Origin of the sequence: Streptomyces torulosus, from assembly GCF_001419765.1 — a bacterium.
Lineage (GTDB): Bacteria > Actinomycetota > Actinomycetes > Streptomycetales > Streptomycetaceae > Streptomyces > Streptomyces torulosus.
This window is the reverse complement of sequence record NZ_LIRK01000510.1, coordinates 1-12387: the sequence shown is the minus strand read 5'-3', so window position 1 is coordinate 12387 and position 12387 is coordinate 1. Positions and strand designations below refer to the sequence as shown.

General features: G+C 70.7%; 11 protein-coding genes and 1 other RNA gene. 6 read left to right on the top strand and 6 right to left on the bottom strand.

What is annotated here, in order from left to right:
- Positions 1-1536, top strand: a 1536-nt coding sequence (locus tag AOK23_RS31475) for an RNB domain-containing ribonuclease (protein ID WP_055715966.1), incomplete at its 5' end; no start/stop codon positions are given.
- On the opposite strand, the gene AOK23_RS31470 is transcribed toward AOK23_RS31475, so the two are convergent.
- The 4 genes from AOK23_RS31470 to AOK23_RS31455 form a co-directional block, all read right to left on the bottom strand.
- The gene (locus AOK23_RS31470) at positions 1487-2215 is read right to left on the bottom strand and encodes a hypothetical protein (protein ID WP_240496652.1); all 729 of its coding nucleotides are present in this window, start codon (positions 2213-2215) and stop codon (positions 1487-1489) included. The two genes, AOK23_RS31475 and AOK23_RS31470, sit on opposite strands and share 50 nt — an antisense overlap.
- Positions 2212-3039, bottom strand: coding sequence for a MerR family transcriptional regulator (locus AOK23_RS31465; RefSeq protein WP_055715965.1), 828 nt, complete (start codon positions 3037-3039; stop codon positions 2212-2214). The genes AOK23_RS31470 and AOK23_RS31465 overlap by 4 nt, the downstream gene beginning before the upstream one ends.
- A 184-nt stretch (positions 3040-3223) precedes the next feature.
- Positions 3224-4093, bottom strand: a complete 870-nt coding sequence (locus tag AOK23_RS31460) for a DUF6924 domain-containing protein (RefSeq protein WP_055715964.1) — start codon at positions 4091-4093, stop codon at positions 3224-3226.
- A 101-nt stretch (positions 4094-4194) separates the two neighbouring features.
- Positions 4195-5214, bottom strand: a complete 1020-nt coding sequence (locus tag AOK23_RS31455) for a NucA/NucB deoxyribonuclease domain-containing protein (RefSeq protein WP_055715963.1) — start codon at positions 5212-5214, stop codon at positions 4195-4197.
- A gap of 480 nt (positions 5215-5694) precedes the next feature.
- On the opposite strand from AOK23_RS31455, the gene AOK23_RS31450 reads away from it, so the two are divergent.
- The 3 genes from AOK23_RS31450 (at position 5695) to rnpB (ending at position 7883) form a co-directional block, all read left to right on the top strand.
- A complete protein-coding gene (locus AOK23_RS31450; RefSeq protein WP_055715968.1) occupies positions 5695-6444 on the top strand; it encodes a helix-turn-helix domain-containing protein in 750 nt (249 codons plus the stop codon).
- 81 nt (positions 6445-6525) lie between these two features.
- Positions 6526-7458, top strand: coding sequence for a DMT family transporter (locus tag AOK23_RS31445; protein ID WP_107102917.1), 933 nt, complete (start codon positions 6526-6528; stop codon positions 7456-7458).
- An 18-nt stretch (positions 7459-7476) separates the two neighbouring features.
- Positions 7477-7883: RNase P RNA component class A (rnpB, locus tag AOK23_RS31480), an RNA gene on the top strand.
- 104 nt (positions 7884-7987) lie between these two features.
- Here the strand turns inward: rnpB and AOK23_RS31440 are convergent.
- A complete protein-coding gene (locus AOK23_RS31440; RefSeq protein WP_055715962.1) occupies positions 7988-8848 on the bottom strand; it encodes an LLM class F420-dependent oxidoreductase in 861 nt (286 codons plus the stop codon).
- Positions 8849-9044: 196 nt separating this feature from the next.
- Between AOK23_RS31440 and AOK23_RS31435 the strand changes: the two genes are divergently transcribed.
- Both AOK23_RS31435 and AOK23_RS31430 read left to right on the top strand, forming a co-directional pair.
- Entirely contained in the window at positions 9045-10547 is a 1503-nt protein-coding gene (locus tag AOK23_RS31435; RefSeq protein ID WP_055715961.1) for a family 43 glycosylhydrolase, read from the top strand.
- Positions 10548-10696: 149 nt separating this feature from the next.
- A complete protein-coding gene (locus tag AOK23_RS31430) occupies positions 10697-12145 on the top strand; it encodes a family 43 glycosylhydrolase (RefSeq protein ID WP_206336335.1) in 1449 nt (482 codons plus the stop codon).
- Positions 12146-12224: 79 nt separating this feature from the next.
- Here the strand turns inward: AOK23_RS31430 and AOK23_RS31425 are convergent.
- On the bottom strand, positions 12225-12387 hold a 163-nt coding region (locus AOK23_RS31425; protein ID WP_169800352.1), incomplete at its 5' end, for a response regulator transcription factor.

The window sequence follows — 12387 nt, the reverse complement described above, 5'->3', positions numbered from 1 at the left end:
CGCCACCTCCGCGTCCTGGGCGCCCCCGAGGCCCCCCTGCGGGCGGCCCTGCGCGCGCTCCGCGGTGAACTCGGCGTGCCCGACGCCTTCCCCCTCCAGGTCCTCGTCGAGGCGGAGCATGCCGCGAAGTCGCCCCGGCTCCCGTCGTACGACGCCACGGACATCCCCCTCTTCACCATCGACCCGCCCACTTCCACCGACCTCGACCAGGCGATGCACCTGTCCCGCCGCCCGGGCGCGGCCGACGGCCGGGGCTACCGGGTCCGGTACGCCATCGCCGACGTCGCCGCGTTCGTCACCCCCGGCACCGCGCTCGACGCGGAGGCGCACCGCCGGGTGACGACCCTGTACTTCCCCGACGGCAAGGTCCCCCTCCACCCCGCCTGTCTCTCCGAGGGTGCCGCCAGTCTGCTCCCGGACCACACCCGCCCGGCGGTGCTGTGGACGCTGGACCTCGACGCGGACGGCCGTACCGAGAGCGTCGACGTGCGCCGCGCCCTCGTCCGCAGCCGCGCCAAGCTCGACTACGCGTCCGTGCAGAAGGAGATCGACGCGGGCACCGCCGAGGAACCCCTCGCCCTCCTCAAGGAGATCGGGCACCTCCGGGAGCGCCTCGAAGTGGAACGCGGCGGCATCTCCCTCCACGTCCCCGAACAGGAGATCGTCGAACGGGACGACAGCGGCGGGCACGAGACGCCGGGGACGTACGCACAGGACGACACCGGCGGCCACGAAGCCCCGGGGGCGTACGCACTCGAACTCGCCTACCGGGCGCCCCTCCCCGCCGACGCCTGGAACGCCCAGATCTCCCTGCTCACCGGTATGGCCGCCGCGGAGCTGATGCTCGGCGGCGGCACCGGAATCCTCCGCACGCTGCCCGCCGCCCCGGACGGCGCCGTCGGCCGACTCCGCCGCACCGCGACGGCGCTGCACATCGACTGGCCGCACCACGTCTCGTACGCGAGCCTGGTCCGCGCCCTCGACCCGCACGACCCCCGTCACGCCGCGTTCCTCCAGGAGTGCACGACCCTGCTGCGCGGCGCCCACTACACGGTCTTCCGTAACGGCGCCCTCCCCGACATCACCACGCACTCCGCCGTCGCCGCGCCCTACGCCCACTGCACGGCCCCGCTCCGCCGTCTCGTCGACCGCTACACCGCGGAACTCTGCCTCGCCGCGGTCGCCGGGACCCCGGCCCCCGAGTGGGTCCTGGCCGCCCTCGACACCCTCCCGGACGAGATGGCCGGCGGCAGCCGCCTGGCGGGTCGCGTGGAGCGCGAGTGCGTGGACCTCGTGGAGGCCGCGCTGCTCCGGGACAGGGTCGGCGAGGTCTTCGACGGCTGGGTGGTGGACGTGGAGGAGGAGCGGACAGGAAAGGGCGGACCGGCCAGGGGAATCGTCCAGTTGGAGTCCCCGGCGGTCATCGGCCGCGTCGACGGCCGGGACGGCGAGCCGCTCCCGCTGGGGGAACGGCTGCGCGTACGGCTCACACAGGCCGAGCCGGGAGTGGCGAAGGTTCGCTTCGTACCGGCGTGAAGTCCCCCTGGGCTCGGCGGAGTCGGTCGATCTCGCCCACGAGCCGATCGGCGTCGTCCGCGTGGAACCGTACGAGCCGGACCGCCCTGGGTCGCCCGAAGAACGTCAAGTACTGCGCGTCGTCGGAGAGTTCGAGGGTGACGGTGGTCTGCGAACCGGCCTCCAGACTCAGCTCCCCGTCCTTCTTCTCGTGCGTCAGGCACAGTTCGCGGCGGATCGAGGAGACGGCCGTGAGCGGGACGAGGAGGTCCACGGAGGCGAAGCGGCGCAACCGCAGGGTGGTGTCGGTGAGGACGTGGGGGCGGGTGACCGAGGCGGCGTGCAGTCCGGCGACGATCAGGATCGTGTAGAGGTCGAGGACGAGGAGGACCCGGTGCGCCAGCGGATGGTCGTTGAGCAGCACGGACATGGTGACCGTCTCGACGACGCACACGAACCCGAAGCCGAGCATCATCGCGCCCTGCCCGCGCGCGTACCCGAAGGCCCGCCCCTCGCCGACCCCGTGCGGCCGCCGCACCATCCAGCGGAACAGGCTGGCCAGCAGCAGAAGTTCGTGCCGGACGAGGGCACGGACGACCCGGTGGGCACCACCGATCAATACGGCAGGCGTCTTCTGCGTCCTCGGTTCCCTCGGCGTCCCTGTCGTCCCCGGTGTCCTCGGCGTCCTCGGTGGGTTCATCGGCGGTCCTCCGTGAGTATCCGGAACGTGCGGCGGATGGCCTCCGCCTGGGCTGGAGCGAAGTCGGCGAAGAAGGCCCGCAGGAAGGCGCTGTTGCCGCCGCCGCGCGCGTCGGGGCCGCCGGTGCCGGTGCCGGTGCCGGTGCCGGTGCCGGTGCCGAGCCCGAGGTCGACGTCGGCCGGAATGAGCTCGGCGGGGATGAGGCCGGCGAGGAGCCGGGCCGCCTCGTCGACACGAGGATCGTCGAGGCCGGCGTCGGCGAGGTCGTCGAGCAGCGCGTACGCCTCGTGCGCCCGCTCCACCGCGCCGGGCGCCGCCATCATGGCCTCCAGTCCGGCCAGCAGCTCGGCACGGGCCTCCGGGGGCGCGGTCGTCTCCAGGAGCGCGAACACCTCCCGGTCCTTGGCGGCCATGGGGGACGCGGGCGGCACGGGCCCGAACTTCCCGAAGAGGGCGGCGAGTTCGGGTGAGACGGGCCCCTCGGCGGGCAGCAGCCCCCGCTGGGCGTCCTCCCTCAGGACCCGCAGCCGGGCCCGCCGCTCCCGGATCGCCGACTCCTGCCGCGCGAGGTCCTCGTCCAGCTCGCCGAGCACCTCGACGAGCTCACGCCCCGCGTCGTCGGCCAGCACGTCACGTACCTCGGCGAGCCCGAGCCCCAGCTCCGTCAGCCGCCGGATCCGCGCGAGCACGACCGCGTGCCGCAGGGTGTAGTCCCGATACCCGTTCGCCCGCCGCTCCGGCTCCGGCAGCAGCCCCAGGTGGTGATAGTGCCGCACCGCCCGAGTGGTCACCCCGACGGTCGCGGCCAGCTCTCCGATCCGCATGGGACCAGTAGAAACGTTGACGTCGCGGCAGGGTCAAGGTGGCGGCCACGTGGCCCCGCTGCTCGCCCGCACCCGCACCCGCACCCGCGACGGTGGATGCTCGGTGGACGATGACCAAGTCCCCTCATCGCAGCGAGCTCATGACGGCGAACTCATGGAGCCTGACGAGCTGTCAGTACTGTCGTCAGTAGTGTTCTTCCCGGTAGACGCCGTCCGCCTCGACACCGCCGGCCCACTCGCTGAAGTAGGTGTTCGACAGCTCCATGTTGTCGACGAAGGAACCGGCGGCCGAGAGGGTGATCCTGAACGGGGCGTCGTCCTCGTCGGGCAGGTTGTTCACGGCCAGCAAGGGGAACTCCGCGGACCCCAGTGCCCGCTCGTCGGCGACGAGGACGAGCGTGCTGTCCGGCCAGTCCTCGTCGTCGCGCCCGATCCGCGCCAGGATCTGCTCCGCGGTGAACCCGGCGTAGGCGGGGTTGTCGACGACGGTGATCGACTCATGGTGCTCCGAGCCCTCTTCGAGGGCCTGGAGCAGACGTGCCCACGCGTCCGGCTGCTCGAAGGACGTCCGCACGAGGAGCGGTCCGGCGGCGTCCTCGATGGTGGTGGAGGGCGGTTCGGGCTCGGCGCCCGTACGGTCGCCGGGGATGACCTGGATCAGGAAGCGGGGCCGCTTGCCGTCCACCGAACGGTCGCTGGCGTGGACGCGGACCAGGTAGGCGCCCGCTCCCGCGGTGGCGAGATTCTCCTTGCGCAACGGCTCGTACCCGCTGTCGCACAGGGTGAGGAAGCCGGTCGTGGAGACCACGGCGATCTCCTCGACCTCGTCCCAGCCGCTCTCCGCGCCCGGGTCCTGACCGGCGTAGAGGGTGACGATGGGGTTCTCCAGGGCGCTCCCGGCGTCGATGTGCAGCCAGTCCTTCTCGGCGGCCAGGAACCCGTGTCCGCGCGGCGGCTTGCCGGCGTCGGGGTCCATGACGGCCAGGTCCCCCCACTCCTTCAACTTGAGCGGCCGGGTGCGACCGTCGAGGAGCGGCCAGGTGGAACGCTGCATGGAGAACCCCCATCGTGCTTCTGTGCCCGCCGGTTGTGTCTCGGAAGCGTAGACGGGCACGGTGGAAGGCGAGTCGCGTGCCTTACTGGATGGCGCCTGTCTTACTGGATGTGGACGTAGTAGGCGTCACCGTTGAGGACGCGCTGGCTCTTGTAGAAGCCGCCGAGGCGGGCCCCGGCGCTGCGGTTGTCACCGGCGGAGATGATGCGGGTGCTGCCGCGGGCCGGGTTGCCCCCTTCCTTGCTCGCCGCGAAGGGGTACTCGTCGCAGTCGTACTTCGTGGGGTCGGGGTTGGGCACGTTCCCGCACATGGCCTTGCGGTTGGCGTTGATGGTCTTCTCGTTGGTGATGCGGTGCAGCGGGGTCGAGGCACCCGGGTGACCGGCGATCCTGGTCTGCGCGTCGAGAATGTGCTGGGCGGACTCCTTCACCTTCGCGTCGCCGCGCGAGAGGGAGAAGACGGGTGAGGCGCCCGGGAAGACGCAGCCGGGGTTCTTGGTCCGCTTCTTGGGGCCCCAGAACGTGTCGTCGCACCGGTACTTGGCGGACTTGTAGGTGAAGCCGCCCGTCGAGTAGCCGGGCTTGGTGAAGGTGAACCGGTAGGAGGCGGGACTGGCCAGCTGCTTCTTCTTCGCGACTCTGGCGGCATAGCCGACGGTTCCCTTGCGGGCGGGCCCGAGCGTGGACCCCTGCGGGAACTTGACGGCGGTCTTGACACCCTTGCCGCCACCGACAGAAACGTTCACGCGTATGCCGCCGGCGTTGACGAGCCTGGCCTTGCCGACGGTGAAGCTCTCCGCCCACTTCAGCTTGTCGGTCTTCAACGTCATGGAGTGCTTGATGTCGAAGGTGGCGGAACCGACCGGCCTGCCGTTCCTGAGCACGTCGACACGGGCGTCGACGTACAGGCACATGCTGGTGCGGGTGATGTTGATGGTGTTGATCCTGCAGCTCGCCGCGGCGGCCGTGTCGGCGTGGACGGTCCTGACGTTCGACACCTGAGCGGCGGTGAGGCTGTAGTGCGCCGGTGCGGCCTGCGCGGAGGCGGCACTGACGCCGGTGAGGAGGAGCGTGCCGAGAGAGGCACCTATGACGGCTTTTCCGGGCGCGCTGATGCGCATGGCTGTGCGTCCCCTCGTCGATGGGAAGGACGACACCGCCCCGCGGCTGCCGTCCGTGAGGCAAGCACGTTAGGGGCCTCAACTACAGTGCTTCTATTGGCTGTTGGGGCACTGCCCCGAAGGACAGGTCGGGTTCCGGTCAGGAGTGGCCGGCGGCGAGGATCGCGACGACGGAGCCGCTCGGTGCCGGGGGTCTGGTGACGGGGTCTGGTGACGGGGCCTGGGTCACCGCCCACCGCGGCCGGCGGGGAAGGGAATCGAGCCACTCGCGCGTTGCACCCTCCGGGACGACCGTCGAAGGGGGCACGGGACGTGGACGGCACGGAACAGCAGGCACAGGCACAGCGGACGCAGCAGGAGCATCAGACGCAGCAGGAGCATCAGGCGCAGCGGCAGACGCAGCAGGGCCCGCAGGCCCCCCAGACTCCACAAACCCGGTGGACACGAGCGACCCTCGGTGGTCCCGACCGCCCCCTCGACCTGCTGACCGCCCGCTTCGACCGCCACCGCTACGCCCCGCACACCCACGAGGAGTTCAGCGTGGGCATCTGCGTGCTCGGCGCCTCGTGCATCGACTACCGGGGCGGTGCCCTCACCGTGGGGGAGGGCTCGATCGTCGTGCTGGCCCCCGGGGAGGTCCACACCGGCGAGTCGGCGTACGGCACCTACGCCTACCGCGCCCTCTACCCGGCCCCCACCCTCCTCACCGACGGCATCCTCGGCGGCACCCCGCACTTCCGGGAGCCCCTCCTCGACGACCCCGTACTCGCCGCGGCCCTGCGCATCGCCCACACGGAGCTGAGCACCTACCCCGACCCGTTGGAGGCGGAGTCCCGCGTCCCCTGGCTGCTCACGGCCCTGGCCCGCCGCCACTCCACGGCCCGCCCCACCTCCGACACGGTCCCCGGCGTCGGCACCATCGCCCTCGCCGTACGCGACCGCCTGGCCGACGAACTCCAGGCCCCGCCCTCCCTCGCCGACCTGGCCGCCGACCTGGGCCTCTCCCGCTACCAGCTGCTGCGCGCCTTCCGTACGACGATGGGCATGCCCCCGTACGCCTGGCTGGCCCAGTACCGGGTGAGCCGGGCCCGCGCCCTCCTGGAACTGGGCGGCCGCCCGGCGGAGGTCGCCGGCCAGGTCGGCTTCGCCGACCAGGCCCACATGACCCGCTGGTTCGGACGGGTCCTGGGGGTGACCCCGGCGGCGTACAGGACGGGCGTACGACCGTAGGCCCCGACGGGCGGCCCGCCCGCTCCTCCCTCCGCAACAACGTTCAAGACCCGGACCCCCCACCGGCCGGACACTCATCCCATGACTGCACGCGGCTGGTTCCTCTTCTCTCTGATGGGAGTCCTCTGGGGCATCCCCTACCTGATGATCAAAGTGGCGGTGGACGGCGTGTCCCCGTCGATGGTGGTGTTCGTCCGTTGCGCCCTGGGCGCGGCGCTCCTGCTCCCCTTCGCGATCCGCCAGGGCGGACTGGCCGCGACCGTACGGACCCACTGGCGCCCCATGCTGGCCTTCGCGGTGATCGAGGTGATCGGCCCCTGGTGGACCCTGACCGACGCCGAACGCCACCTCTCCAGCTCCACGGCCGGCCTGCTGATCGCGGGCGTACCGATCGTGGCCGTGCTCCTGACCCGCTTCTTCGGCGACACGGAGCACCTGGGCGGACGGCGACTGACGGGACTGATCCTGGGCCTGGCCGGAGTAGGGGTCCTCACGGTCCCGCACCTGACCGGGGGCGACGCCCGCTCGCTGGCGGAGGTGGCGGTCACGGTGATCGGCTACGCGACGGCCCCGCTGATCATGGCCCGCCACCTGAAGCAGGTCCCGACGCTGCAGCTGATCGCCCCGGTGCTGCTCCTGTCGGCGATCGTCTACGCCCCCGCGGCGGCCCTGACCTGGCCGACAAGCATGCCCGCGCCGTCCGTCCTGGCCTCGCTGGCGGGCCTGGGAGTGATCTGCACGGCGCTCGCCTTCGTCGTCTTCCTGGAGCTGATCCGCGAGGTCGGCCCGACGAGGGCGACGGTCTTCACGTACGTCAACCCGGCGGTGGCGGTGGCGGCAGGCGCGCTCTTCTTGGACGAGCGCCTGACGGGGACGGTGCTGGCGGCGTTCGCCCTGATCCTGGCGGGCTCGTTCCTGGCGACGGCGACGTCGGGGCCGAGGAGGAAGCGGACGGGGCGGGTGCCGTCGCAGCCGACGCCGCCGCGGGACCGGAGCGCCCCGGCCGCCCGGTAACATGGTCGACACGGCAGACGAGCCGGGCGGACGGCCGCGTGAAGTCCCCCTAGGGGGCTTCCCGAGGAACGTCCGGGCTCCACAGGGCAGGGTGGTGGCTAACGGCCACCCGGGGTGACCCGCGGGACAGTGCCACAGAAAGCAAACCGCCGGGGACCTCGGTCCTCGGTAAGGGTGAAACGGTGGTGTAAGAGACCACCAGTGCCCAGGGTGACCTGGGCAGCTAGGTAAACCCCACCCGGAGCAAGGTCAAGAGGGGTCGCCGTAAGAAGCGGCCCTGCGCGGACGTTCGAGGGCTGCCCGCCCGAGTCCGCGGGTAGACCGCACGAGGCCGGTGGCAACACCGGCCCTAGATGGATGGCCGTCTCCCCGGCCGCCGCGAGGCGACCGGGCGACAGAACCCGGCGTACAGCCCGACTCGTCTGCCGCTACCTGCGGCTTTGCCTGGAAAAGTGGCCTCTGACCTGCGTCGGAGGCCCTTCTCGATCTTCGGGTACTTGCAGCGTCAGGCGACAGCTTCGTCGGCTGGTCAGTTCAGCAGCGCCGCCAGCCGCCGCCACTCCTCCCTCGGCAGCGCGTCCCCCGCCGCCCCCGCCTCGATCACCTGCAACGCCACATGGTCCGCCCCCGCCGCGTGGAACTCGTCCACCCGCGCCCGGATGCGGTTCTCGTCGCCCCAGGCGTACACCGCGTCGATCAGGCGGTCGCTGCCGCCGTCCGTGAGGTCGGCCTCGGTGAAGCCGAGGCGGAGGAATGTGTTCGTGTAGTTGGGCAGGCCCAGGTAGAAGGACAGGTGGTCGCGGGCGGTGGTGCGGGCGCGGGTCGGGTCGGTCTCCAGGATCACCTTCAGTTCGGGGGCCAGGAGCCGCCCCTCACCCAGCGCCTCGCGCGCCTCCGCCGTGTGCTCCGGTGTGACCAGGTACGGGTGCGAGCCCGCCGCCCGGTCGCGGGAGAGGCGGAGCATCTTCGGGCCGAGGGCGGCGAGGACGCGGCGCTCCGCGGGGACGCCGGCCGCGTCCAGGGCGTCCAGGTAGGCGACCATCGCCGAGTACGGGCGCCGGTACTGGTCGGCGAGCTTGGCGTGGCTCACGCCGAGGCCGAGCAGGAAGCGGCCGGGGTGGGTGGCCTCCAGGGCGGCGTACTCAGCGGCCGTGTCGGCGGCCTCGTACTGCCAGATGCTCTGGATGCCGGTGGCCACGGTGAGCCGGGTGGTCGCCTCGATCAGCGGGACGGCGTGGCGTACGGCGGAGCTGCCGCCCAGCCAGACCGCGCCGAAGCCAAGTTCCTCCAACTCGGCTGCCGCTTCGGCGAGTTCACCGCGCCGGGTGGGGTCCTCCGCCCGCAGTTCCCTGCTCCAGATGCCGTGGCGTGCCGTGTTCTGTTTCACCATGCAGGCGCCAACCGGAGGCGCAGGGTGATCTATTCCGTCGGGGTCTCGCTCATGTTCCGAGGGCGTCCGCCACGAAAAACGTGTCCGATCCATTGACGCCCCTCCTGCCTCACGCTTACCTTCTGGCCGAAGTTACGCACAGTGTTCGCAATGTCGAACAATCCCCCCGCTGAGCCGCTCCCGGAAGGGACTTGCCGTGGTCCGCATACGAGTCCGCCACTGGGTGACCTGGGGGGCCGCTCTGGTGGCCCTCCTCGCGTCGCTCCTCGCCGTCCAGCCCGCCGGCACCGCCGCCGCGGCGGACGGCAAGCCGTTCACCAACCCGGTCAAGTCGCAGAAGGGCGCCGACCCCTGGCTGGAGTACTACAACGGCAACTACTACCTGGTGACGACCTCGTTCACCGGTGAGCTGACCATGCGGAAGTCACCCACGCTCGCCGGGCTGAGCACCGCGCCGAGCGTCCAGGTGTGGTCGGACAGCACCTCCACCCGCAACTGGAACATGTGGGCCCCGGAGATCCACTTCTTCGACGGCAAGTGGTACCTCTACTACTCCGCCGGGCCGCGCGGCTCCGCCTGCTGCGACGACCAGCGCACCCACGTCCTGGAGAGCGCCGGGTCCGACCCGATGGGGCCGTACACCTACAAGAACCAGCTAGCCGGGTCCAACCTCAACCCGAACGGCTGGCTGATCGACGCCAGCGTGCTCAAGCACAACAACAAGCTGTACCTGGTCGGCAGCGGTTCGGCGGGCGGCAGCAAGCAGAGCCTCGTCATCGCACCGCTCAGCAACCCGTACACGCTGGCCAGTTCCACCTTCACCGTGATCTCCAGCCCCACGCTCAGCTGGGAGACGCAGAGCGGTGAGGTCAACGAAGGGCCCGAGCCGCTCTACCGCAACGGGCGCACCTTCCTCATCTACTCCGCGAGCGCCTGCTGGGGTCCCGACTACAAGCTCGGGCAGCTGGAGTTGACCGGTTCGGACCCGCTGCTCGCCTCCTCCTGGACCAAGAAGCAGACCCCCGTGTTCCAGCGGAGCGACGCCAACGGGGTCTACGCGCCCGGCCACAACGGGTTCTTCACCTCGCCCGACGGCACCGAGAACTGGATCGTCTACCACGCCAACGACGCGGCGAGCGACGGCTGCGACAACGGCCGTACGACGCGGGCGCAGAAGTTCACCTGGAACGCGGACGGCACCCCCAACTTCGGTACGCCCGTCGCCCTCGGCACCACCCTCGCCGGCCCCTCCGGTGAGACGGCGACGACCCCGAACGCGTACACCATCGTCAACCGCAACAGCGGCAAGTGCCTGGACGTCAACGGCGGCAACACGGCCGACGGCACCAACATCTTCCAGTGGACCTGCAACGGCGGCGCCAACCAGAAGTGGCGTATCGAGGACCGTGCCGACGACACCAGCCGCCTCGTGAACGTCGCCACCGGCAAGGTCGCCGACGTCGCCGAGTGCGCCACCGCCGACGGCACCGACATCCGCCAGTGGTCCTGGCTGAACAACAACTGCCAGAAGTTCCGCATGGTCTACCTCGGCGGCGACTACGTCCGGATCGTCAACGCCTCCACCGGCAAGGTCATGGACGCCGCCGACTGCGGCACCGCCAACGGCACCGACGTACGCCAGTGGTCCTGGCTCAACAACAACTGCCAGCAGTGGCGGCTCGTCCCCACCACCGCCTGACCCGCCTGACCACAGGGCTGCCTGACCACACGGCTGCCTGACCGCCTGACCGGCGGACTGCCCCGGCCTCCGCGAACGCCGACGCCGACACCGACGCCGTCCGCCGGTCCGCTCCACCCGCACATCCGAACCCCGAAGGGCCGCACAACATGAGACGACTCGTCAGACGGGCCGTGGTGGCCGCGGCAGCGGCGCTCGCCGTGCTCACCGGCGTGACCACCCCCGCCCAGGCCGCCGCGCCCGCGTCCCCCGCCGTGACGTTCACCAACCCGATCGCGCTCCAGCGCGCCGACCCGCACATCTTCAAGCACACCGACGGCTACTACTACTTCACGGCCACCGTCCCCGCCTACGACAAGATCGTGATGCGCCGGGCCACCACCCTCCAGGGCCTGTCCACGGCCCCGGAGACGACCATCTGGACCAAGCACGCCAGCGGTGACATGGGCGCCCACATCTGGGCCCCGGAGATCCACTTCATCGACGGCAAGTGGTACGTGTACTTCGCGGCCGGCGCCTCCAACGACATCTGGAAGATCCGCCCGTACGTCCTGGAGTCCAGCTCCGCCAACCCGCTCACCGGCAGCTGGACCGAGAAGGGCCGCATCAGCCTGCCCCTGGACACCTTCTCGCTCGACGCCACCACCTTCACCCACAACGGCACCCGCTACCTCAGCTGGGCGCAGAACGACCCGGCGGTCGGCAGCGGCACCAACCTGTACCTGGCGAAGATGTCCAACCCCTGGACCATCAGCGGCAGCCCGGTGATGATCTCCAAGCCCGAGTACTCCTGGGAGACCGTCGGCCACCGCGTCAACGAGGGACCGGCCGTCCTGCAGAAGAACGGCAAGGTCTTCATGGCCTACTCGGCCAGCGCCACCGACGCCAACTACTGCCTCGGCCTGCTCACCGCCGACGCCACCGCCGACCTGATGAACCCGGCCTCCTGGGCGAAGACGTCCACACCGGTCTTCAAGAGCAACGACAGGACCGGCCAGTACGGGCCCGGCCACAACACCTTCACGGTCTCCGAGGACGGCAAGTCGGACATCCTGGTCTACCACGACCGCGACTACAAGGACATCAGCGGCGACCCGCTCAACGACCCCAACCGCCGCACCCGGTACCAGAAGCTGTACTGGAACGCCGACGGCACACCCAACTTCGGCATCCCCGTCGCCGACGGCGCGACCCCGGTCCGCCTCTCCTCGTACAACTACCCGGACAAGTTCATCCGGCACTGGGAGTACCGCGCGAAGCTGGAGGGCAACGTCACCAACCTCGCCGACTCGCAGTTCCGGATCGTCACCGGTCTGACGGGCAGCGGCACGGTCTCCCTGGAGTCGGCGAACTTCCCCGGCTACTACCTCCGCCACAAGAACAACGAGCTGTGGGTGGAGAAGGACGACGGCACGGCCCTGTTCGACGCCGACGCCTCCTTCCACCAGCGGGCCGGTCTCGCCGACAGCGCGGCCGGGGTGTCGTACGAGTCGTACAACTTCCCCGGCCGCTACATCCGGCACTTCAACAACCTGCTCTACACCCAGCCGGTCAGCACGACCCTCGACCGGCAGGACGCCACCTTCTACAAGGAGTAGCCGCCCGGCGGACGAAGAGGTGTCCGCGGAAGCGAGCCGCATCGGTGCACCGTGTCCCCGTCGGGGCGCGGTGCACCGCTCATTCCGGGGGTGCGACCTGCACCAGGCCCGACTGGTACGCCATCACCACCAGTTGCGCCCGGTCGCGGGCGCCGAGTTTCGTCATCGCGCGGTGGATGTGCGTGCGCACGGTCAGCGGGCTGAGATAGAGCTTCTCGGCGATCTCGTCGTTGGACAGGCCC

Bases quoted from the DNA above. Each gene is read 5' to 3' on its own strand.
- AOK23_RS31470 (WP_240496652.1), bottom strand. From the start codon at position 2,215: ATGAACCCACCGAGGACGCCGAGGACACCGGGGACGACAGGGACGCCG.
- AOK23_RS31460 (WP_055715964.1), bottom strand. From the start codon at position 4,093: ATGCAGCGTTCCACCTGGCCGCTCCTCGACGGTCGCACCCGGCCGCTC.
- AOK23_RS31455 (WP_055715963.1), bottom strand. From the start codon at position 5,214: ATGCGCATCAGCGCGCCCGGAAAAGCCGTCATAGGTGCCTCTCTCGGC.
- AOK23_RS31465 (WP_055715965.1), bottom strand. From the start codon at position 3,039: ATGCGGATCGGAGAGCTGGCCGCGACCGTCGGGGTGACCACTCGGGCG.
- AOK23_RS31445 (WP_107102917.1), top strand. From the start codon at position 6,526: ATGACTGCACGCGGCTGGTTCCTCTTCTCTCTGATGGGAGTCCTCTGG.
- AOK23_RS31440 (WP_055715962.1), bottom strand. From the start codon at position 8,848: ATGGTGAAACAGAACACGGCACGCCACGGCATCTGGAGCAGGGAACTG.
- AOK23_RS31430 (WP_206336335.1), top strand. From the start codon at position 10,697: ATGAGACGACTCGTCAGACGGGCCGTGGTGGCCGCGGCAGCGGCGCTC.